Source organism: Longinema margulisiae, assembly GCF_025266855.1.
Classification (GTDB): Bacteria; Spirochaetota; Brevinematia; order Brevinematales; family Thermospiraceae; genus Thermospira.
The window spans coordinates 2,037,123-2,058,593 of record NZ_CP053071.1; the positions used below are offsets into that span (position 1 = coordinate 2,037,123).

Sequence of the window (21,471 nt, forward strand, 5' to 3'; positions counted from 1 at the left end):
TCCTGTTTTTTTCTCTGTATATATTATCGAAAAAATGTTGGTAACGTTTTTTTCAGGAGACCTGCAGTGGGAAGATGAGGAAAAGCAAAAAAAAGTTCCTCCCTGGCCGATAATAGGACACAAGGAGGAACCCATGCGTAAAGAATTCACCTTCACTTTGACTATCGACTACCCTGACACAAAACTTGAGACGTTAGTGGTGGTTTTTCTCCAGGCCATCAAAGGAGTGTTTGAGTCATTTGTTCATCAGATTTCTGTAGAAGTGGCAGAAAAAGAAATAAAAGAAGGTCGTATCACCTGTACATGCGGAGAAAAACATCACTTCATATGGAAAACAAAGCATGGAAAAAACACTGTTTTTGTTCTGATGCCCTTTGGAAAGATCACTCTTCCTCAGCTCCAAATTCAATGCAAAAAGTGTGGAAGAAAACTTTTTCTCACAAGATCTCTTCTTGGTGTAGAAAAGCGAAAAAGGCAAATCCTGAAAGATATCTACAGAGTGGCTTTAGCCGGGGCTCTTACCACCTATCGAGTGGCCGCTCGTATTCTTTCCTTCACAGGGTATAAAATAGGTCTTAGCACCCTCTGGAAAAACCTTCAAAATATTGGGAGAAAGATACATTTCAGTATCTCAGAAAAAGAAAAACCCTGTGGAGAAGCCGATGGGACGGGTATTCCTGTTCAGGGCAAGAAAAAAGGAGAAGAAGCTAAAATTCTTTTGCAGGAGAGGCAACAAGCCTCCCCATTGACAGGAAAAAATACAAGAATAGCAGGCCTTCTTGTGGATAATTACCATGCAGGTTGGGACAAACTTCTTAAGCCCATTCAAGAAAAACACTCTTTTTCTCGGTTTTTTCTTGTTGTCGATGGAGATACAGGGATTAACCAGGGCAAACATCCCGGTATCGTTTTTCAACGATGTTTGTGGCATGTAAGTTATCAATTGAAGTATTTTCTTCGTCTTGATAGAGTGAGATATCGTTCTTCTGAGTGGACAAATATTGTCGCTGAAACAGGGAAAGCCTGTTTCTTGGGGTACAAAAATGACTGGCAAACAAGACTTGGTTATCAAAGCGAGCGCAGACAGCATATTCAGAATCTTCTTGACTTATTTCACGAAAAAGGGCGCAAACATTGTTTTTATTATCTTCTTCGTGCTCAAAAAGACATGTTCGCCTGTGACAGTGAAGATGGTTTGCCAGGAACAACCTCAAGGGCAGAACGGGTGATGCGAACCATAAACCAGAGAATGGATGTAGGGGTATGGAAAAGAGAAGGGGCAACCAATGTTCTTGCTGTGCGTTTGCATTACTACTATAATCGTGATGAGGCTATCGATGGTGTCTACTGGCAGGATGTGATATAAAACATAGGGATGGTACGTACTTATTGCCCTGTTTTATGGCCTAAAAAGGGTACTTTCCCCAGAAAAAACTTGTTTATCTAAAATGTTCCCTGTATACTACAGTTGACAAAAATCTTTTGAGCCAGGGGTAACTTCTTTATCCTTTTCTCTCTCTTTCAGGTCTCCTGTTGGAAACGTAATCAAAATGTTGTCAAGGTTGTCCAGAAGTGGTTAGAAAGTTGTTATGGTAGGAAATTTTTCTCGTGCTATTCCCTTGTTTCAGCAAAAAAAGGGGGGTGCTGAAATAAGGTGATAGCCAAAGGAGCAATTGTACTATCCTCGTTGACCCCAGAGCATATGGTTTTGCTGAAATAGGGTAATAGCCAAGGTCTTTGGGAAGCGTATGTTTGCTGACACATAGTATTAGGACCTGCTCTTCTCTCTGGGAGAAGGGCGCTGGAAATTTTTGCTATTCCCTTATTTCAGCCAAAGGGGGCTTGTTTGCTGAGACAGGGTGATAGGAAGGGGTGTGTGGGGTTTGTATGGCAGTGGGTTAAACGTTTAATCAGGGGGTGGTTGGCTGAAACAAGGGAATAGCCATGGAATACTCAAGACTTTCCATAAGAAACCCCAAAGATCTTTTCCACGGGCATCCAGGAAATATGCTTTTTTCGACGAAGAACGTTTTTCTCTTGTTCTTGGTTTACTTCTCGCGAAGTTTGTACACAAGGATAATGAGAGATAATACCAAGGTGATACTGTTGGCTACAATAACCGACGGTGACTTTGTACTCAGGCCATACAAGAGCCAGAAAAAGACGCCAATCACCATGAGAACGTACATACCCAGGGCAATATCTCTTGTTTGTCGTGTCCGAATGACCTTGATCACCTGGGGAACAAGAGAAAGGGTGGTACAAAAACCAGCGATAAATCCTAAAAATTCCATTCCTCTCTCCATTGGAGGGGTTCAGTGATGGTGTCGTAGGAAATCTTTTTTTCAAGAAGAAGGTGTATGGCATAGGGGAGGATCTTGTGTTCCTTTTCGAGAATGCGGGCGGCGAGACTCTGGGGGGTATCGTCTGAGAGTACCGGTACTCTAGCCTGGATGATGCGTTTGCCTCCATCGACGGTTTCATTAACAAAGTGAACAGTACATCCGGATTCTTTTTCTCCAGCGGCAAGGACACGTTCGTGGGTATGAAGCCCTGGATAAGCCGGAAGAAGAGATGGGTGAATGTTAATGATTCTGTTTGGGAAGCTTTGAATAAAACGAGGCTTAATTACCCGCATGAAGCCGGCGAGGATAATGAGATCGGGTTTCCAGCGCTTGATGGTGGCTATGTATCTTTCTTCGGCTTTTCCTTCAAGTTTTGTTTTGTAGGGAGCAGCGGAGATGTACTTGGCACGGATGCCATACTTTTTTGCGATGGTGAGTCCTTCAGCCTGCGGGTTATCGCTGATAACCCCTACTACCCTCGTATTGGGGATACGTCCATCTCTCACGGCCTCTATGATGGCTTTCATATTGGAACCACGACCGGAAATAAGGATAACTAAGCGATGTTTTCGTTTGAAAAACATATTACCTTCCTTTGAAAAGATTGGTAATGTCGTTGGAAAGCACCCACGTTCCAAGAAGAAGAAGGACAAGGATACCGATATTCTCAATGGCTATACGTATTCTATCAGGGAGTTTTCGCCGACTCAACCATTCGAGGGTATTGATGAGGATATGTCCCCCGTCCAGTCCAGGGATGGGAAGCAGGTTGGCAAGTCCAAGACCCAAGCTGATCACAGCGATGAAACGCGCAAGAAGAGAGAAATCCAACCACTGAGTGATGAGAGCGGTATCCCGCACGATACGGATAGGTCCGTAGAGATTCTGGGAAACCCCAAGGTTACCCTCAAACATCCGGGAGAATCCCTTGATGGTGAGAAGAAGCTGCTTCCAGAGTTCGGTGCTTCCTTTTGTGAAGGCGGCTAATAGGTTTTCACTTCTCACCATGTTAGTCACGGGAAAGGCAAGATTTCCAGAGAGACTGATGCCCAAAAACCCCCGGTTTTCTCTCTGGTCTAACGTGACGGTGATGGTGTTGGTCTCTTTCTCTCTTACCACCGTAAAACTCACAGGAGAGAAGGCTTTTTCCCGGATCGCTTCACGGAATTCATAATAATACCTGATGGGATTTCCATCAATGGCGATAATCCTATCCCCTGCTTTAAGTTTTGCCTGAGCGGCAGGGGAATTGGAGAGGATACCTCCGATAACCACGTGATACACGGGGAGAATACCGATTTCCCCCATCCCTGAGAAAGGGGAAAGCAGGGGAGTGATGGTTATCTGGTTGGTATGGAAGTCTTTGACATACACCATTGTCAACGGGGTATTGGCACTCAGGGAGATTTTTTCCACAATATCCTGATAGGTGGCAACAGGCTGGTTGTTTATCATGAGAATCTCACTTCCAGGGAGAAGGCCACTCTCTTTGGCTGGAGAGACCTGACCATTGAGCGTGTCGATAACGTCCACCACCCGGGCGGGAACGATCTCCTTGTATCCCACGGTATAGAGCATGGTCATCACAAGCAGGGCAAAGAGAATATTGAATCCAGCCCCGGCAAAAAGCACAAGAATACGAACCGGTGCCGGTTTGCCGTAGAGTGAATCAGGGGTTGTATTCTCCAGTTCTCCCTTGATCTTACAGTATCCCCCAAAAGGAATCCAGCTGACTCGATAGCGGGTTGTTCCCTTGGTGAAACCAATCATCTCCGGGCCAAAACCGATAGAGAAGATCTCTACGGTGATCCCAAACCATCTTGCCACAAGAAAGTGCCCCAGTTCGTGTACAAAAACAATAACACTTAAAAGAAGAAGAGCTACAAGATACGAAAGAATGGTCATGCGTTTTCCTCCTGAAGAGAAGCCCATTCTCCTTCGGAGAGGGCCTTGCCTTCGCTATCAATAGCCACAATAGCAGGGAATTCTTCTATGGTGAGTTCATAAATAGCTTCTGTTCCTAAATCAGGATAGGCCACAAGGCGTTGAGAGGTGATGTGTTTGGCTAAAAAGGCCCCAGCCCCTCCAAAGGTGAGAAGATAGATACTTTTGTATTTCATACACGCCTGTCTCACCTCTTCACTTCTTGGGCCTTTCCCCATACAGGCGGTGAGTCCTGCTGAAAAGAGAAGGGGGGTAAACGGGTCCATCCTGGCCGAGGTTGTGGGACCAGCCGACCCGAAAAGTCCATCCTCCCGTGGGGGAGTAGGGCCACAGTAGTAGATGAGTTGTCCCTGGAGAGGAATGGGGAGCCCCTTCTGGTCTCGTATCGCTTCTGCAAGCCTTTTATGGGCCTGATCACGTGCGGTATAGATGAGACCACTCAGATGGAGTATCTGGCCACATTTGAGATGGGAGATATCCTCTGTGGGGAACTGAAGGGAGATTGCCATATCAACTCTTATCCTTACCACTTTGAAAACTCTGTAATAGTATACAGTATTTTTTGTTTTCTGGCAAATAGGAGCACTTTTTCTTGTCGTTCCCTATTCATACAGAACGATTATCTTCACACAAAAACTGAATACTTGTTCAACCATCTTTTCTCTTTAAGTTTTGGGCTCTTTTTGTTACCAATATTCCTTTTTTCACGAAGCGCTCCCGCGCGGGGCAAAAGGGGCTTCGCCCCTTTTGAAAACCCCATTTCCGCCCCTGCGGCGGCTCCAGAAGGGTATTGTCCTCGTCGCATGCTACGCATGCGCCTCGGACGGAACATGGGCCGCTTTTGCGGGCCATGGGAGAACATTTCCCTTGAGAAGGGCAAGTCCTTCCTCCGTGGGCGACATTGCCTCGTCCTCGGAACTTCGACAACCACAACTCGTCTTACTGAACCTTGCCCCCAACTTTATAAACTTTACAAACTTTCAATTTTCAACTGATACGCACCCTCACTCTGGAAGGACTTCCCCACTCCACGACAAAGGACACACAACCGCAAAAGCGGCCCGTGGGGTACAGAAAAAAAAGGGGTGATAAAAGAACAGGGCCTTCTCCCACCAGCCTGCAGGGCACGTGTCCCCTGCAGGGGCTTCTCTCGGGTGACACCGCAGGCAGGGGAGGGGAGGCTATGGCGATGTTTCAGCCTCAAGGGGGCTTTCTGAGACCACAGGACCCGGGGCTATGACCTTGTTTCAGCTAAACAACCCATCGGTTAAACGTTTAACCTTTATCTATACAAACACCACATGTCTCTTGCTCTTACCATTTCTCAGCAAAAACCTCCTCCTAAGCTGAAACATGGTGATAGCAAAGAGCATACTCTACCCCACGGAAGAATGAAAAGCCCTATCACCATGTCTCAGCAAAAGTTTCTGCAGCTTCGCTTCGATGGGCTTGTGGGGAAAAGCAACAGAAGATGTCGCCCCACGTTCCTCCTGCACCCTCACTCCGGGAGAACTTCCCTCTTGCGGCAAAAGAGAAACGACCGCAAAAGTGGCCCGGTGGATACTGAGCGAAGTCGAAGTGGGGTACAGAAAAAAAGGGGTAAAAGAACAAGGCCTTCTCTCACCAGCCCGCAGGGTTTCTTTTTCAGAAGAGGCTTTTTGGATATGGCACCGCGGCAGGGGCGAGGGCTATGACCTTGTTTCAGCAAAGAACGATGGTTTAGCTGAAACAGGGTAATAGCCCTATCTTGCCGTAATGTTTTCAAGCGCAACTTTTTTCAATAGGCATCATAACAGAAAGCTTTTGTGTTGTTTCCCTGTTCATAAGAAATGTGGAAATGAGACCCTTGCACGGGTGTTTTCCTCCCATGTCTGGGTCAGGGGCTACGCCCCTGAAACCCCGTTTTTTCCATTTACAAGGGCTTATTTGTCTTTTTTTGTTCAAAGGAATAGTTTTATTTATTACGTTAAGGAACATTTTTATACTATTTTTTGTTTTTTACCACTTTTTCGAGACCTTCGCACATTCGTGCAAAGGTCTCGAAATAGGTATTCAGTTTCATATGTGGAACGACAGAGCACTTTTTTTCCAACTCCCTTGCAAAAATTTTTCTTTTGCCTTATAATAATAACAATGGATGGGCGGTTAGCTCAGGTGGTTTAGAGTATCTGCATGACACGCAGGGGGTCACTGGTTCGAATCCAGTACCGCCCACATCCGAAACGGGTGGTTAGCTCAGCTGGTTCAGAGCGTCTGCCCCACACGCAGAAGGTCACTGGTTCGAATCCAGTACCACCCACAGTGGGCTGTCTCTCGGGGGACAGCCCTCTTTTTCTTACTTGAAAGAGGGAGACTTATCTTTCTTGAAAGAAATCCGATACACATAATAGGGCAGTAAAAAAGCCAGAAAAAAGGAGTAGCGTGGTATGGGATCGTTTTTTTCTTCTGAACAGTTGAGACACAGGTTGCATATTTTTTTGGTAGGTATTGGTGGAGTTGGCATGTCGGCGCTTGCCCGAATTCTCTGGGCAAGAGGTCATCAGGTTTCTGGATCTGATAGGAGCGATTCAGCCACACTTCAGGACCTGAGACAGAAGGGTATGGAAGTCTTTGTAGGGCATCATGCCAATCATATCCACGAAGATATCGATCTGGTGGTATATACAAACGCTGTAAAAGTAGATGAGAATCCTGAACTCATTCAGGCAAAACAATTGGGTATTCCTCTGATTGAACGAGCAAAACTTCTTCAGATGTTAGCCTCATCCAAGTATGCCATTGGGGTTTCAGGAACCCATGGCAAAACGACGACTACTTCCATGTTAGCCAAGATCTTTTTGGCGGCCAATCTTGATCCATCTTTGGCTGTTGGTGGAGAGCTCTCCGATATCGGTGGCTCCGGATATGATGGAAAGGGAAAGTTTTTTATTTATGAGGCCTGTGAGGCATTTGAGTCGTTTCTCAAGCTGTATCCGGACACAGCGGTGATTACCAATGTGGATGCGGACCATTTAGATTATTATGGAAACTTTGAAAACATCAAGAAGGCCTTTACCACCTATCTTACTCATCATGTTTCTCCCTATGGGCTTATCGTGTACAATAGGGACAATGAACCTTTGAGAGAGATTGTGGACAAACAGAAACTTCCCCATGCGGTTTCTGTGGGTATTCAGACGCCGGCTGATTTTATGGCCAAGGAAGTGGAACTCTCAGAGTTTTCTTCGCGTTTTGTCCTTGTTCGTGGAAAAGAGGAAATAGGAACCTTCTATGTGAATGTTCCCGGTATGCACAACGTGTACAATGCCCTTCTTGCTGCTGTAACGGCCAAATTGCATGGGGTACCCCAAGAGGTGATCTATCGAACCCTTTCTCTTTTCCAGAATGCTAGCCGTCGTTTTGAGGTGAAATACCAGACGGATGATCTGGTGGTGATAGATGATTATGCCCATCATCCCTCTGAGGTCAGTGCTACTCTCAAGGCCGCAAGGAAATTGGCCGAGAAGAAGGGAGCCGAACTGGTGGTAGTGTTCCAGCCCCATCTCTACTCACGGACACTTTCTTTTTATCGTGAATTTGCTGAGGCGCTTTCTCTTGCTGATAGAATTATTCTCACAGAGATCTATCCTGCGAGAGAGATCAATCCCGGGAATGTCTCAAGTAAACTCATCTATGATGAGATTGTGAAGCTTCGAGGAAATTCAAGACTCTACTACTTTGCTTCACTTGAACAGGTGAAGGAAGTGCTTCCTCAAATTATGAGTACTCAGGCGGTGTTAGTGACCCTTGGAGCAGGCGATGTATGGAAGATTAGTAGTGCTTTTTCTGTGGCTTAGCCTCTTTTCTCTCTCTTTTTCAGCGGTAGCCAAGGCAAAAATCGAAGTGGATGGGTTTTATTTTTCTTCTCTTTCTCAGGAAGAAATGAAGGGTATTCGTGCCAAGGGCGTGGCCGATATGCTTTATGAAAAACGGCAATGGAATCAAGCCATTCGCTATTATGAAATGGCGGCTCAATATATTCCAGCGGAAGCAGATATCTATTTTCAATTGGCCAGGATTTATGATCAAAGGAAATTGTACACCCTTGCCTACAAGTATTATCTCAAGGCGGCCGAGTGCTATCAACTTCCTGAAAATCAAAGAAAATCCCGTGAGAATTCCTATTATAATCAGGTATATACGGGTATTCTCCTTGTCAAGATGGGGAAAGACTCGAAGACATACTTAGACCAGGCCTGGAAACTCTATAACGAACTCAAGGTGTTTGAACGAGAACTGGAGTACGATTATCCCGATGTCTATGGGCTTTATAAGGAGTTTGAGGAGTTTCTTACCTTTGGTTTTGCAGAAAAAAAGAAGATGTTTTCTGGTCCTACGAATCGATAGGATTCGTATCGGAAGAGGGGGAAAGTATGTTTTTTGCTGGAGAATTTTGACTTTTTGTCGTCTTTTCTGTATATTGTAATAGTTTCATTTTTCAAAGGAGAGAAAGATGCTGGTTCCTTATGTCGTAGAACAAACAAACCGTGGTGAAAGGGCATATGATATTTATTCGAGACTGTTGAAGGACAGGATCGTCTTTTTGGGTTCACCTATTGATGATGACGTGGCCAATCTTGTGATTGCTCAGCTTCTATTTTTGGAAGCAGAGGATCCAGAGAGAGATATTCACCTTTATATCAACTCTCCTGGTGGGGTGGTTACGGCAGGCTTGGCTATCTATGATACCATGAATTTCATCAAGTGTGACGTTTCGACGATCTGTATAGGGCAGGCGGCTTCTATGGCGGCTGTGCTTCTTGCCGCTGGTACCAAGGGTAAGCGCTATAGCCTTCCCCAGTCCCGGATCATGATTCACCAGCCATCAGGGGGAACCCAGGGACAGGCTACCGATGTGAGGATTCAAGCTGAAGAGATGCTTCGTATTAAATCGGTGCTGGATAACATTCTTGCAAAACATACCGGTCAGCCGATAGAACGTATTGAGAAGGATACGGATAGAGACTTCTTTATGTCTGCAGTGGATGCCAAAAACTATGGTATTATCGATGAAATTATTGAGAAAAGGGCATAAGGGATGGCAGATCACAAGGAAACCTCAACCAAGAAACAACTGAGAAAGTGCGCCCTCTGTGGAATGCCACTGGAACATTTCCGGGGGTATATCTTTGAATCAGTGGACAAAGCCAATGTCTATGTATGTCAGAACTGTATTCAAAGCTGTTACTCCATGATTGAGAAGGATCAAAAGCGTTCCCTCATAGGGGATGAAATCAGACGCCTTCCTACCCCTGAGGAGATCAAGCGTTTTCTTGATCAGTATGTGGTAGGCCAGGAGAAGGTGAAGAAGATTCTTGCGGTGGCTGTGTACAATCACTACAAGCGTATTCTTCATCATCATGGAGAGTTTCATGGGCTTTCAGAAGAAACCGTAGAACTGGACAAAAGCAATGTGCTTCTCATCGGTCCTACAGGGAGTGGAAAAACCCTTCTTGCCAAGACGTTAGCCAAGCTTTTGAATGTTCCGTTTGCTATTGCTGATGCCACCACGCTTACGGAGGCAGGATACGTAGGAGATGACGTCGAAAATGTCCTCCAGCGTTTGATTCTCAATGCAGGCGGTGGGACGGTGGATCCAGCCTCTCCTGAGTTTTCTCACGTGATTGCCAAGGCAGAGATGGGGATTGTCTATATCGATGAGATTGACAAGATCTCTCGAAAGAGTGAGAGTCCCTCTATCACCCGTGATGTCTCGGGGGAAGGGGTTCAACAGGCACTTCTCAAGATTATCGAAGGGACAGTGGCTTCTGTGCCTCTGTATGGTGGACGGAAACATCCCCAGCAGTTCAATCCCCTCATCAATACCTCGAATATTCTTTTCATTGTAGGTGGGGCTTTTGTTGGACTCGAAGATATTATTCGTCAACGATTGGCCAAAAAGGAGATAGGGTTTCGTAGTCAGCAGTTTGAGAAGATGGATACGGCAGAAATCCTCTCCTATGTTACTCCCTATGACCTGGTGAAGTACGGGATTATCCCTGAACTTGTGGGGAGACTTCCTGTGATCGGGACGTTGTCCGAGTTGACAGAAGAGGAACTTCGACATGTGCTGCTTGATCCCAAGAACTCCCTGATCAAACAATATGAGTATCTCATGGCTATAGATAACGTTGATCTTCAGTTTACGGATGAGGCTATTGATGCCATTGTGAAAAAAGCCATTGAAAGAAAAACGGGAGCCCGTGGTCTTCGTTCTGTTCTTGAGGAGGCCATGACAGAGATTATGTTCCGGGTGCCATCGCTTCCAGAGGTGAGACGCTGTATTATTACCAAAGAAGTGATCACAGACAGAGCTGATCCTATTCTCGAGTAGCAAGGAGGCCATGTGTCAGAGAAACAAAAGCTTCCCATTATCCCGCTGAAGGGGGTAGTGGTCTTTCCTCATATGGTGGTTCCTCTCATCATTGGACGGCCAAGTTCCATTCGTGCGGTTCTCTATGCCTATGAGCATAACACAAAGCTTTTTCTCATTGCCCAGAAAGACAAAGAAGTAGAGACCCCCACCCAGGATGATATGTATCGGGTGGGGTGTATAGCCACAATTGTGGAGATGATGAATCTTCCTAACGGGCTTGTTCGTCTTGTGGCGGAAGGGGAGGAGAGGGCTGAGGCCATTGATCTCCGGTATCAGGAGGCTGAATCCGAGGACTTTCCATGGGCAGAGGTTGTTCCCCTTGAAACCTATGTGGAGAATGAGGAAGAGGTGGAGGCTTTTGTTCGGGCTCTCAAGGATGCTTTTATTGAATATATCGAGATTAGCGACAAGATACCTAAAGAGACGATTTTTGCCCTTGCTGAGGTGAACACCCCTGAAAAACTCATTGATGCCGTGATGTCCAATCTTCCTTCTTCTGTAGAAGAGCGTCAGCAGATTCTTGAGGAGAATAGCCTGAATCAGCGTCTTACCAAAACGCTTGCCCTTCTCAAGAAGGAAACAGATATTGTCCGGATGGAGCAGGACATCAATCAAAGGGTACAGCATCGTCTTGAGAAACAGCAGAAGAAATATATCCTCAACGAACAACTCAAAGAGATTCAAAAAGAGCTCCATGAAACCGAGGCAGAGGATGGAGAAATCATAGAAGAGGATAGCAATCTTCAGGAACTGCGGGAGAAGATGAAAAACCGCACCTATCCCGACCATGTCAAGGAGAAGATTGAAAAGGAAATGGATAGACTCCGAAAAATGCCAACGTCTTCTCCTGAGTATCATATGAACTATACCTATGTGGACTGGGTAGTGGAGTTTCCCTGGAATCTGTACACCCAGGATAACAAAGATATCAATCTTGCGGCGGATATCCTTGAAAAGGAGCATTATGGTCTCAAAGAAGCCAAAGAGAGAATCCTTGATTTTATTGCTATTCGCCAGCTGAATCCCCAATCCAAGGGACCGATCATTTGTCTTGTGGGACCTCCAGGAACGGGGAAAACCTCGCTCGCTCAATCGATCGCGCATGCTTTGAACCGAAACTTTGTTCGCTTTTCCTTAGGAGGGGTACGGGATGAGGCAGAGATTCGGGGACACAGGCGAACCTATATTGGAGCACTTCCAGGCAAGATTGTGCAACTGATGCGCAAGGCTGGTTCTATGAATCCGGTTTTTCTTTTAGATGAGGTGGACAAGATGACCATGGATTTTCGGGGTGATCCAAGTGCCGCCCTTCTTGAAGTCCTTGATCCGGAGCAGAATCATGCCTTTAACGACCACTATTTTGCCCTTGATGTGGATCTCTCCTATGTTTTTTTTGTGACCACGGCCAATAATCTCTACAATATTCCAGATCCCCTTCGAGACCGTATGGAGGTTATTGAAATACCTGGTTATACGGAACTTGAAAAAAAGATGATAGCCAAAAACTTCCTTCTTCCAAAGCAATGTCAGGAGAATGGTCTTGGGGATGTGAAGATTCGGATAGCTGATGAGGAGATTTTGCAGATTATTCGTGGCTATACCCGGGAAGCTGGGGTGAGAAGTCTTGAGAGACACATAGGCAAGATTGTTCGAAAGGTTGCCCGTGAAAAAGTCAAAAAGAATTTCTCTCGTTTTGTGGTGACAAGAAAAAAACTGGAGGAATATCTTGGTATTCCCCGTTATGATTATACCAAGATGCAGAAGGAGCCCAGGGTTGGTGTGATAGCCGGTATGGCATGGACGGAGAGTGGAGGGGATGTGCTCTATATTGAGTCTACTATTTTCAAGGGAAAAGGTAACCTCATTCTCACGGGAAACCTTGGTGAGGTGATGCAGGAGTCGGCAAAGATTGCCTTTTCCTATGCCCGTTCCATTGCAGAGCGGTATCAGATTGCCCCCCAGATGTTTGAGGAGAATGATCTTCATATTCACGTGCCTCAGGGGGCTATTCCCAAGGATGGGCCATCGGCCGGGATTACCATGCTGAGTTCGATTGTTTCTACCTTTTCAGGGAGAAAGGCGCGGCATGATATCGCCATGACCGGGGAACTTACTCTCAAGGGAGATGTGCTTCCTATAGGTGGACTCAGGGAGAAGCTTTTGGCCACCAAGCGTGCCGGTATTTACGAGGTGATCATTCCAAAACAGAACGAAAAAGATGTCGCGGATATAGCCGATGAGATCAAAAAGGACCTCACCATTCATTATGTGGAAAAGGCCACAGAGGTTCTTGATCTCATATTTTTACCGGAAGAGAATGAAAAAAATACTTAAGTTTTGCTTCCGGTAAAGTCGATAGATATGGTTGAATAGAACGGGGAAATTTCCTCGTATGGCAAAGAGGAAAACACAGGAGGCAGGATATGAGAAAGCATCTTATCGCAGGCCTGTTACTTATTCTTTGGGGGTGGGTTTTTGCAGCCCATAATATCACCGAAGAGTATATTAACTCATTGGGAGCCGAGTCTATTGATCAACTCATTGTAGCCGCTTCTCTTCAGGACCCTGATGATGTGCCAGTGAAGATCAAGGCTATTCTCCGTTTGGGAGAACTCAAGGCAAAGGAGGCCGTACCTGTTCTCATTGAGGCCCTTGGATATGGGTCTGAAACCATTATTCGTGTAGGGGGAACAAGAAAGATTTACACCTACCAGGTGAGATTGGTAGCCGCCAAGGCCTTGGCCCAGATAGGGGATGAAAGGGCGGTGAAGGCGCTTGCTACGCGGGCTTATCAGGATGAGGACCTCATTGTGAAGCGGGCAGCGGTACAGGCGTTGGGACTGATGGGCGACAAGGCCAAGGACAAATATGTGCTTACCATTCTGTATGATTTACTTGAGAAAACTCCCGACAATGGATTGGTAGCCGATATCTGTGAAGCCCTTGGAAAAATCGGAGACAAGTCTTCGTTTGTCTATCTGTTGCGGGTGACGCAGGGACCATACCTCAATTCGGTAAAGGAAGTGGCTCAAAAGAGTATTACTCAGATCAAGTGGAATGAACCCAATGTATTTGAAAAGGATAAGGAATCTGGGCAGACAGGAACCCAGGCACCATACACAAAATAGAATAAAAAAAGGGGCTCTCCGAGGATAGCCCCTTTTTGTTTTTGAGAAGAGGAGTGATATGGCCCTCACAGATGAACTGCGTAAAGAAACCGATAGGGTATACAAGACCTTTATCCAGAAGAAACAGTTTTCGGCGGCCCTGGAAGATCTTGAACGTTTGAAGGATCAGTATGGACTTGATGATACTTTGGCCTATTTTTTAGGGATGTGCTATTTGAATGTGGGCAAGAAAGAGGAAGCAAAACGTTATCTCCAGTTGGTAGAGAAGTCCAAGAAAATCAGTCTCACGCAGCAGATGCAAACATGGATGCTTTTGGGATATATAGCTTCAGAGGAAGCTCGATGGGAGGATGCCGAGAGATACTTCAGAAAGGTGATAGAAACCAATCCTCAGAGTTCTATGGCCTATTCCAGTTTAGGTTATGTGTATTTTGAGATGAAGAGGTATGATCAGGCTATTCTTCACTTTCGCAAAGCTATACAACTCAATCCTAACAATGCGGGTGCCCACAATAATCTGGGCTATACCTATGCGGAACTTGGCATAAATCTCTCTGAAGCCATCAGTGAATGCCGGAAGGCTGTTCAGCTTTCGCCAAAATCAGGGGCGTATTATGATAGTTTAGGATGGGCATACTACGTTGCAGAGGACTATGAGAATGCCATTCTGTATCTTCAGAAAGCGCTTGATTATGCCCTTCCTCATCAGAAGGATATCATTACTGAACATTTGCGTTTGGCGTACAAAAAGAAGGAAAAGGGTGGCGGATAGTATGAGGGGTCTTCTTTCCTGGTTGGGTTATATTTTTTTGAGTATGGTGTTCTTTTCTCAGATGAGTGGTTTTACTACGAGTATCCCACTCCTTGACAACTGGCGTTATACCTTTGGTGATAATCCTCTCTATGCCCAGGAAGAGTATCAGGATCATAGTTGGAAGGTGGTGCAATTCCCCACCACGACCTTTGTTTTTCAGGGGGAAGAAGAGCCATATACCTGGCTACGAAAGAGGTTTACTCTCCCCCTTTCTTTGTCCAATCAGAAGTTAGGGTTGTATACAGGCCGTATTCATGATGCGGTGGAGATTTATCTGAATGGCGTGCTGGTAGGGATTTCTGGTTCACAGCCCCCAAACCTTTATTTTGGAACGCCTCATGCCCCTCGTGGGTTTCTTCTTCCCCCTGAAGTGGTCCGGTATGGGGGGGAAAACCTCATAGCCATTCGTGTCTATACCCACAAAACTATCGGGGCTTTTGGAGAGATGGTGATAGCGCCTTACCATGAGGTGAAACAGAGGGTTCGATGGGAGACCATGTTAGGTCTTGGTATTCCGCAGGTGGTTACCATTGTCTCTCTTTTTATGATGGTGTATTTTCTCTTTTTGTTTGCAAAAACCAAAGATAAGGCATCTCTTTTTGTAGGGATTGGGGTGGTTTTGATTGGGCTTTATTATACTGATCTGTATGTGGAGTATCTTCCGATTGGCTATCTTCTCAAACAAAAGATAGCGTTTTCTGGGCTTTATCTTTCTTTTATCTTTTTTGTGCTTTTTTTCCATCGTTTCTATGGTTTCAAACGGCGCTGGGTGGAAGTAGTTTGCTGGCTCCTTGGAGTGGGAAGTGTGGTGGTGAATTTTTTCATGCCTGATTTTCCGGCATGGGAGCTTGTTATGGGTTCGATAGTGCAGCTTTTGTGGGTGTTGCCGGTGACGTTGTATATGCTCTGGGTCAATTTGTTGGCCGCTTTTCAGAAAAAGCCGTATGCTTGGCTTATGTTTGGTGGGACTTTTCTTGCTATCTTTTTCTCGTTGAAGGATACTTTTGGTTTTATGCTCCATATCTGGGCCAGATACTGGACCAGTTCATGGGGGATGCTTCTTTTTTCTGTGTCGCTTTTTATTGCCATGGCGTTGAGAGCCGCTGATATTCAGCAGGAGAGCCAGAAGAAAGAAGAAGCCCTCTCCCGTCAGAAGGAAGCCCTGGAAAATCTTTTGGGCAAGATGAGAGCCATCGCTGTGGAATTGGGAGAAACAAGTCGCCAGTTGGATAGTGAAATATCCAGTGCCAAGATGGCCATGGAATATGTGCTGGATCTCTCCAAACAAATGAGGCAGGAGTTTGGTCGTGAAATCAATGTCTTGCAGGAAAGTGCGAGAACAGCGTCAGCAGTGATGAGAGATATTGAACAGGTGATGCAGAGGCTGGGAAAGGAAAATGAGCTCATTCAGGCCGGGATGGGGCACTTCGGAGATATGGTGGAAGTGATGCATGGGATAGGGCATGATATCCAGAGTCTTCGTGAGGTGATAGAACGGCTGAAAGAAAGTCTTGTGGCTTCCAGGCAGGAAACAAGAGCATCAACTGAAGCCCTTCAAAGTCTTACCCTGAAGGCGGATAGGGTTTTTGAACTTTTGGGAAATATCCAAAAGATCGCCGATGATACCAATACGTTAGCTATCAATGCGGCTATTCAGTCAGCCCATGCGGGTGAGTATGGAAAGTCCTTTGCCATTGTGGGTCAGGAGGTGAGAAATCTTGCCCTGAGTGTAGCTCAGCTTGCCGAGTCTGTGGGTACAGAGGTGCAGCAGATGAATCGGGAACTTACGGGAACTCAGAGTCATTTTGAGATTGTGGATAAAGGTCTTCAGAAAACGATGGAAGAGATGGAGGGGGTAGAAGCTCTTCTCCGGAAGTTCTCAGAGATTCTTGAGAGACAAAAAGGGGGTTCACAGCAGGTGGTTCTCACCGTTCAGGAACTGAATGGGGTAGTGATGAACCTTCTGAAGTCTCTTGGGGATCAGAAGGAGAGAATCAAAGGTTTCTGCGATACCTTGCAGGAAATGGAAAACCTTTTCCAGTCCTTTGTTCAAAGACTGGACGCTCAAAGGGAAAAAGAGGAGAAGATTCTTCTTGTCATGGAGAATCTCAGTCAGTTGTCTCAAAACCACAAAGCCATTGTTGGACGTCTTGGTGAGGTGGCATCGCAGGGTTGAAAATGGAGTATGGCTTTTGACAGAAAAGGGTTTTCCTCTTATAATAATGTAGGAAAAGGAAAGAGAGATCTGTATGGCTATCAAAGAAATTTTCGTGGAAAATCTTGGTCCTATAGAATGTCTTAAATGGGAAAATGTAGGTAAAATAAATCTTTTTATCGGTGAAAATGCCTGTGGAAAAACTTTTTTATTAAAAGCTCTTTATGTGTTTGTGCGTTCCCTGGAAGTGTATGCAAGAGGGAATGAAAGAAAAACCTTCGCGCAGGTTCTTTCTGACAAGATGTACTGGACTTATCAGGTAAAAAAAATAGGTGAACTGGTGAGGAAGAATGCTCTTGATGGAAAGTTTTCTCTTTCTCTGGTAATGGATGAGGGGAATGGGCGTTTTTCTTTTGGAAAGGATACGGAAACATCTTTGAAGGCAGAACTTGATCCTGTTGATTTGAAAAGAGAAGAAAATTCTGTTTTTTTCCCTGCTAAAGAAGTGCTTTCTCTTCTCTCTGTTATCAAACGAAGTCGGGAAGACTGGCAAATGTTTGGTTTTGACGATACCTACTATGATTTAGCGAAGGCGGTGGATTATCCACCTCAAAAGGGGAAAAATTATTTCACATTTGCTCAGGCAAGGAAAATTCTTGAAGAAAAAATTGTCCATGGAAGTGTGGTCTATGATGCTCAAGCAAAAGAATGGCATTTTAAGCAGGGAAGATATAAATACGCTCTTCATCAGGTAGCGGAAGGGGTAAAAAAAATTGGTCTTATTGATACTCTTTTAGGGAATCGTTTTCTGCAACCGGGTTCTATTCTTTTTGTTGATGAACCGGAAGCGGCACTTCATCCCGGGGCTCTCTCTCGTTTTCTGGAAATACTTTTCTTGCTTAGCAAAGAAAATATCCAGGTATTCATGGCCACACATTCCTATTTTGTAATAAAAAAAATGTATGTGATGGCTAAAAAGGAAAAGATGGATGTTCCTGTTCTTCTTTTTGAAAAAGAAGAAAATTCTGATAATGCAAGAGGATATTTTCCTCAGGTTCACAATCTTAAAGAAGGGATGCCAGCTAATACGATTATTGAAGAGGCTGTGAGGCTTTATGAAGAAGAAATTGAAGTGGAATAAATCATGTGCAAAATTAGTGGGAGTCTTCAGGAGTCGGGTATAACTTTTTCTTCTCAACAGTGGATTGGGCTGTGGAAAATAGAAGATAGCGAAGTGTATCAGAAGTATCTGAAAGGACAGTATGTAAAAATAGTTGATTTTATAGGAAAAAAATCACCTGCTTTGTGGTTCATAGAGGTGAAGTCGAGTTTTGCTCCTCAAGATAAAGGTCATCCATTCCAAAAACAATGCGAAGATATATTGCAAAAATTTCATGATACGATGTTGTTATGCTGGTCTATATGTTTAGGAAAGAGTTTCAGGGAGTGGGAAAAACGTTTTGATAAAAATCTTTGTGATACTATAAAACTCCCTCATATAGATGTGCATTGTTGTTTGATTGTGAAAGGAGCCAATAGTGAACAGGCCAATAGTATTCAGGATACCCTTCGCCACTATGATTCAATGGGAATGTCAAAACTCAAGACTCTTTTTCGAGTTAAGGAGATCTGGGTGTATACAGAGGAGATAGCCAGAAAGAAAGGGATTATCTTATGAAAAGAGGCACTGGAGACGTGACATGCGAGATTATAACAAAGAGACCCTTGCCCGAATGTGCAAGGGTCTCAAAAAAGTGTTCCTAAGAAGTATAAAGGCAAGGAGTTGATATGACCATTCAATCCCATATACCACTTGCTCCCTTGACAACCTTTCGAATTGGGGGGGAGGCTGAGTTTTTTTGTGAACCCCGGAGTGTGGAGGAACTGAGAGAGGGGCTTCTTTTGGCTCAAGAGAAGGGCTGGCGCGTGATTATTCTTGGTGGGGGATCCAATATTCTTTTTGCCGATGGACTCATTCAAGGACTGGTGGTCAGTATGAGGGCTCTCAAGGGACTTCGCGAGGAAAGCGACATTCTCTGGGTTGGGGCTGGTATGTCGATGGATGAACTGAATAGCTGGGCAGAAAAGGAGGGGAGAAGTGGGCTTGAATGGAGTGGGGGGCTTCCTGGCACGGTAGGCGGGGCTACCTATATGAATGCTCGTGCTTATCAGCATGAGATGAGTGAAGTGGTGAAGGCTGTGCGGGTGATGGATTTCTCTGGCAGGGAGTTTCTCCTTCAGAGAGAGGAGATTCATTATCGTTATAAATATAGTATCTTTATGGACCATGAAGACTGGGTGATTGTTGAAGTGGGACTTGGGTTGGGTTTTGCTTTGCCGGAGGAGGTGAGAACAAAGACAGAGGCCTGTCGTAAAGATAGAGAGGAGAAAGGACAGTATCTCTACCCTTCAGCGGGGTGTGCCTTCAAAAATGACTATACCCGAAATCTTCCAGCCGGCAAAGTGATTGATGAGGTGGGACTCAAAGGTTTTCGGATAGGGGGGGCTGAGGTCTATCAAAGGCATGCGAACTTTATTGTGAATACGGGAAAGGCTACTGCGGATGATGTTCTTCGTCTCCTTGAGAAGGTTGAAGAGGAGGTTTACAAGAAGACAGGGGTGCGTTTAGAACGAGAGGTGAGAGTTATCAAATAGGAGAAGGGTATGAAAAAGAAAGTTTTCTATACGACTTTTTTTCTTTTTTTCTGGGTAATTCTTTTTTTTGTGATAGAGGGGGGCTTTCGTCTTGTGGGGATTGGCTACTCCACTGAACCGTTTGAGAGGGTGGCGGGTACCCCTTATTATCGGGATAATCCCGACTTTCTCAATAAGTATTACCCAAATCGGCGAACTCCCCGTTCTGAGGCCAAGTTCAAGAACCTTTTTTTAGTAGAGAAGCCCACCAATGGACTTCGTATTTTCATTGTGGGGGGCTCAACAGCGCAGGGATGGCCATTTGAACCTAATCAGTCTTTCGGGAAGATGATAGAGGCGGCGCTCAAGCATATTCTTCCGGAAAGGGAAGTGGAGGTTATCAATCTTGGCTATAGTGCGATGAGTAGTTATTATGTCGCCGATGTGGTGAAAAAGATCTTTCGCTATCAGCCCGATGTGATACTTCTCTATACAGGGCAGAATGAGTACTATGGAACACTTTCGGTTACCACCGGGGGAGGGTATTTCTCCAAACGTTTCTATCTTTCTTTGAGGGAGTGGAGGGTATTCCAGGTTCTTTTTGGTCTTTTTGAGAGAAAGAATAACTCCCCAAAAACGATGATGGCCGCTCAGTTTGCTGGCCAGCATATTCCCCCCGGGGCGGTGGATAAAAGGGTGGCCGAAGCCTTTGAAAAGAACCTTGAGGTTGTCTGTGAAGAGGCAAAAAAACATGGTGTTCCTGTGGTGGTGTATGATATAGCGGCAAATCTGATTCATATGCCCCCTTTTGCCAGTATAGATGAAGAAAGGATTGCCCCCCTTGTTCTCTCCAATCAAGGGCGTTTTCGACATGAGACATGGAAAACAGAAGAGACAAAGCGGCTTCTTGACACATGGCGCGGGCAATTTCCCTCCAATGCCCATGTATGGTACCTAACGGGGATTGCTCAAAGAACGAAAAAAGAGGAGTTTCTTTCAAGTCTTCGGTTGGCCAAGGACTTGGATGTGATTCCCTTTCGTTATCGAGAGGGAATTCGAGAAGTTTTGCGTCGGGTGGCCACTGAGAAAGGGGTGGTATTTATTCCCTTGCAGGAGGAGATACAGAAGCGTTTTGGGGGAGAAGGGTTTGGGAGGCTTCTTTTTATTGATCATCTTCATTTTCAGTACCGGGGACAGGTATTTCTGGCAGAACTGGGAACAAAGGCTATTCTCTCTCTTCTTTCCTCTCAAAGGAGAGGAGAAACGGAGAGGCTCTTTGAGGAAGTGTACCTTGCGATAGAGAGGTTTTCTGAAGAAGGGTTTGCCCACGAAAACTGGCTTGATGCGACGCTTTTTTTTACGGTGTATGATGAGTTTATGGCTATCCAGAACATTCTTACCCTTGTTTCGCAGAGTCCATATACAGAAATGCTGATACCCTTTGGTAAGGATCCTGCCTGGGGGAGGATAGGGATGGTGTCGCAAGAACCATTCAAAACGATTCTTGCTTCTTATGAGACGACAAAGGGACAGACGTTTGGTAACTTTCTTCTCTCTGAACTGGCAAAACAGAAGAGGTGGGAGGTTATTGCCAATCTTCTTGAGGCCTATCGTCATAATAATCCAGGCTGGTATGTAGGGTATAAAAATTGTGCAGATTTTTTTCTTTCTCGTGGAGAATGGGAAAAGGCCTTGAGGTTTTATGCTATGGCGTATCTTCTTGCCGAGGGAAAAGAGAAAAAAACGCTCTCTCAAGAGGTGGAAAAATTGGTAGAGGGGATGGGGAAAGAGAAAGAATGGCGGGCTCTCTTGACGTGGCTTGCAAAAAATTCCTGGTCTGGTTATAATACTTCTCACTGAAGGAGGCAACCGTGAGAATGGTGGCAAGATTTTTGAAGGAATTCTGGCTTTTTGTCAAGGAAAACAAGAAGATATGGCTTATTCCCATTGTGTTTTTGATTGTTCTTTTTGGGATTGTGGTGATTTTGGCTCAGTCACAGGCTTTGGCGCCTTTTATCTACAGTCTTTTTTAGCCT

The 21,471-nt window shown here is 45.2% G+C and carries 18 protein-coding genes and 2 tRNA genes; 16 read left to right on the forward strand and 4 right to left on the reverse strand.

Going from position 1 to position 21,471, the window contains the following annotated elements:
• The first annotated feature begins 133 nt into the window (after positions 1-133).
• Positions 134-1,366 carry a hypothetical protein gene (locus BREVNS_RS09100; RefSeq protein WP_483426076.1) on the forward strand — a complete coding sequence of 411 codons (1,233 nt, stop codon included), beginning with the start codon at positions 134-136 and terminating at the stop codon, positions 1,364-1,366.
• Positions 1,367-2,048: 682 nt separating this feature from the next.
• On the opposite strand, the gene BREVNS_RS09105 is transcribed toward BREVNS_RS09100, so the two are convergent.
• The 4 genes from BREVNS_RS09105 to BREVNS_RS09120 are packed head-to-tail and all read right to left on the reverse strand — an operon-like array spanning position 2,049 to position 4,819.
• Positions 2,049-2,294: a SemiSWEET transporter gene (locus tag BREVNS_RS09105; protein WP_483426696.1), complete on the reverse strand. Its 246-nt coding sequence runs from the start codon at positions 2,292-2,294 to the stop codon at positions 2,049-2,051.
• The gene (purN, locus tag BREVNS_RS09110; RefSeq protein ID WP_483426697.1) at positions 2,282-2,929 is read right to left on the reverse strand and encodes a phosphoribosylglycinamide formyltransferase; all 648 of its coding nucleotides are present in this window, start codon (positions 2,927-2,929) and stop codon (positions 2,282-2,284) included. The genes BREVNS_RS09105 and purN overlap by 13 nt, the downstream gene beginning before the upstream one ends.
• Before the next feature lies 1 nt (position 2,930).
• Complete coding sequence (gene rseP, locus BREVNS_RS09115) at positions 2,931-4,250, reverse strand: RIP metalloprotease RseP (RefSeq protein ID WP_483426698.1); 1,320 nt, start codon at positions 4,248-4,250, stop codon at positions 2,931-2,933.
• A complete protein-coding gene (locus BREVNS_RS09120; RefSeq protein WP_483426699.1) occupies positions 4,247-4,819 on the reverse strand; it encodes a FumA C-terminus/TtdB family hydratase beta subunit in 573 nt (190 codons plus the stop codon). Before BREVNS_RS09120 ends, rseP begins: the two co-directional genes overlap by 4 nt.
• Positions 4,820-6,428: 1,609 nt before the next feature.
• On the opposite strand from BREVNS_RS09120, the gene BREVNS_RS09125 reads away from it, so the two are divergent.
• The 15 genes from BREVNS_RS09125 to BREVNS_RS09195 all read left to right on the forward strand — a co-directional run bounded on the left by BREVNS_RS09125 (position 6,429) and on the right by BREVNS_RS09195 (position 21,468).
• Positions 6,429-6,503: transfer RNA gene (locus tag BREVNS_RS09125), tRNA-Val, on the forward strand.
• Between the two features lie 10 nt (positions 6,504-6,513).
• Positions 6,514-6,588 (forward strand) — tRNA-Val (locus BREVNS_RS09130).
• Positions 6,589-6,715: 127 nt separating this feature from the next.
• Positions 6,716-8,125: a UDP-N-acetylmuramate--L-alanine ligase gene (gene murC, locus BREVNS_RS09135; RefSeq protein ID WP_483426700.1), complete on the forward strand. Its 1,410-nt coding sequence runs from the start codon at positions 6,716-6,718 to the stop codon at positions 8,123-8,125.
• On the forward strand, positions 8,088-8,675 hold the full coding sequence (locus BREVNS_RS09140; RefSeq protein WP_483426701.1) for a tetratricopeptide repeat protein: 588 nt from the start codon (positions 8,088-8,090) through the stop codon (positions 8,673-8,675). The genes murC and BREVNS_RS09140 overlap by 38 nt, the downstream gene beginning before the upstream one ends.
• A gap of 106 nt (positions 8,676-8,781) precedes the next feature.
• The gene (gene clpP, locus BREVNS_RS09145) at positions 8,782-9,363 is read left to right on the forward strand and encodes an ATP-dependent Clp endopeptidase proteolytic subunit ClpP (protein WP_483426702.1); all 582 of its coding nucleotides are present in this window, start codon (positions 8,782-8,784) and stop codon (positions 9,361-9,363) included.
• Positions 9,364-9,366: 3 nt separating this feature from the next.
• Positions 9,367-10,662, forward strand: a complete 1,296-nt coding sequence (clpX, locus tag BREVNS_RS09150) for an ATP-dependent Clp protease ATP-binding subunit ClpX (protein ID WP_483426703.1) — start codon at positions 9,367-9,369, stop codon at positions 10,660-10,662.
• Between the two features lie 12 nt (positions 10,663-10,674).
• Positions 10,675-13,038: an endopeptidase La gene (gene lon, locus BREVNS_RS09155; RefSeq protein WP_483426704.1), complete on the forward strand. Its 2,364-nt coding sequence runs from the start codon at positions 10,675-10,677 to the stop codon at positions 13,036-13,038.
• 89 nt (positions 13,039-13,127) lie between these two features.
• Entirely contained in the window at positions 13,128-13,832 is a 705-nt protein-coding gene (locus BREVNS_RS09160) for a HEAT repeat domain-containing protein (protein ID WP_483426705.1), read from the forward strand.
• A gap of 58 nt (positions 13,833-13,890) precedes the next feature.
• Positions 13,891-14,604 (forward strand): tetratricopeptide repeat protein, encoded by a 714-nt coding sequence (locus BREVNS_RS09165; RefSeq protein WP_483426706.1) that lies wholly within the window; start codon positions 13,891-13,893, stop codon positions 14,602-14,604.
• A 1-nt stretch (position 14,605) separates the two neighbouring features.
• A complete protein-coding gene (locus BREVNS_RS09170) occupies positions 14,606-16,822 on the forward strand; it encodes a methyl-accepting chemotaxis protein (protein WP_483426707.1) in 2,217 nt (738 codons plus the stop codon).
• Positions 16,823-16,895: 73 nt separating this feature from the next.
• Positions 16,896-17,942 carry an AAA family ATPase gene (locus tag BREVNS_RS09175; RefSeq protein ID WP_483426708.1) on the forward strand — a complete coding sequence of 349 codons (1,047 nt, stop codon included), beginning with the start codon at positions 16,896-16,898 and terminating at the stop codon, positions 17,940-17,942.
• 3 nt (positions 17,943-17,945) lie between these two features.
• The gene (locus BREVNS_RS09180; protein WP_483426709.1) at positions 17,946-18,479 is read left to right on the forward strand and encodes a hypothetical protein; all 534 of its coding nucleotides are present in this window, start codon (positions 17,946-17,948) and stop codon (positions 18,477-18,479) included.
• A gap of 110 nt (positions 18,480-18,589) precedes the next feature.
• Positions 18,590-19,456: a UDP-N-acetylmuramate dehydrogenase gene (gene murB, locus BREVNS_RS09185; RefSeq protein WP_483426710.1), complete on the forward strand. Its 867-nt coding sequence runs from the start codon at positions 18,590-18,592 to the stop codon at positions 19,454-19,456.
• Between the two features lie 9 nt (positions 19,457-19,465).
• On the forward strand, positions 19,466-21,295 hold the full coding sequence (locus tag BREVNS_RS09190; RefSeq protein WP_483426711.1) for an SGNH/GDSL hydrolase family protein: 1,830 nt from the start codon (positions 19,466-19,468) through the stop codon (positions 21,293-21,295).
• Between the two features lie 17 nt (positions 21,296-21,312).
• Positions 21,313-21,468 carry a DUF5989 family protein gene (locus BREVNS_RS09195; RefSeq protein ID WP_483428048.1) on the forward strand — a complete coding sequence of 52 codons (156 nt, stop codon included), beginning with the start codon at positions 21,313-21,315 and terminating at the stop codon, positions 21,466-21,468.
• Positions 21,469-21,471: the final 3 nt, after the last annotated feature.

Bases quoted from the DNA above. Each gene is read 5' to 3' on its own strand.
- BREVNS_RS09190 (WP_483426711.1), top strand. From the start codon at position 19,466: ATGAAAAAGAAAGTTTTCTATACGACTTTTTTTCTTTTTTTCTGGGTA.
- clpP (WP_483426702.1), top strand. From the start codon at position 8,782: ATGCTGGTTCCTTATGTCGTAGAACAAACAAACCGTGGTGAAAGGGCA.
- BREVNS_RS09170 (WP_483426707.1), top strand. From the start codon at position 14,606: ATGAGGGGTCTTCTTTCCTGGTTGGGTTATATTTTTTTGAGTATGGTG.
- BREVNS_RS09175 (WP_483426708.1), top strand. From the start codon at position 16,896: ATGGCTATCAAAGAAATTTTCGTGGAAAATCTTGGTCCTATAGAATGT.
- clpX (WP_483426703.1), top strand. From the start codon at position 9,367: ATGGCAGATCACAAGGAAACCTCAACCAAGAAACAACTGAGAAAGTGC.
- BREVNS_RS09105 (WP_483426696.1), bottom strand. From the start codon at position 2,294: ATGGAATTTTTAGGATTTATCGCTGGTTTTTGTACCACCCTTTCTCTT.
- murC (WP_483426700.1), top strand. From the start codon at position 6,716: ATGGGATCGTTTTTTTCTTCTGAACAGTTGAGACACAGGTTGCATATT.
- BREVNS_RS09140 (WP_483426701.1), top strand. From the start codon at position 8,088: ATGTATGGAAGATTAGTAGTGCTTTTTCTGTGGCTTAGCCTCTTTTCT.
- BREVNS_RS09165 (WP_483426706.1), top strand. From the start codon at position 13,891: ATGGCCCTCACAGATGAACTGCGTAAAGAAACCGATAGGGTATACAAG.
- murB (WP_483426710.1), top strand. From the start codon at position 18,590: ATGACCATTCAATCCCATATACCACTTGCTCCCTTGACAACCTTTCGA.
- BREVNS_RS09195 (WP_483428048.1), top strand. From the start codon at position 21,313: ATGGTGGCAAGATTTTTGAAGGAATTCTGGCTTTTTGTCAAGGAAAAC.
- rseP (WP_483426698.1), bottom strand. From the start codon at position 4,250: ATGACCATTCTTTCGTATCTTGTAGCTCTTCTTCTTTTAAGTGTTATT.
- purN (WP_483426697.1), bottom strand. From the start codon at position 2,929: ATGTTTTTCAAACGAAAACATCGCTTAGTTATCCTTATTTCCGGTCGT.
- BREVNS_RS09180 (WP_483426709.1), top strand. From the start codon at position 17,946: ATGTGCAAAATTAGTGGGAGTCTTCAGGAGTCGGGTATAACTTTTTCT.
- BREVNS_RS09160 (WP_483426705.1), top strand. From the start codon at position 13,128: ATGAGAAAGCATCTTATCGCAGGCCTGTTACTTATTCTTTGGGGGTGG.
- BREVNS_RS09100 (WP_483426076.1), top strand. From the start codon at position 134: ATGCGTAAAGAATTCACCTTCACTTTGACTATCGACTACCCTGACACA.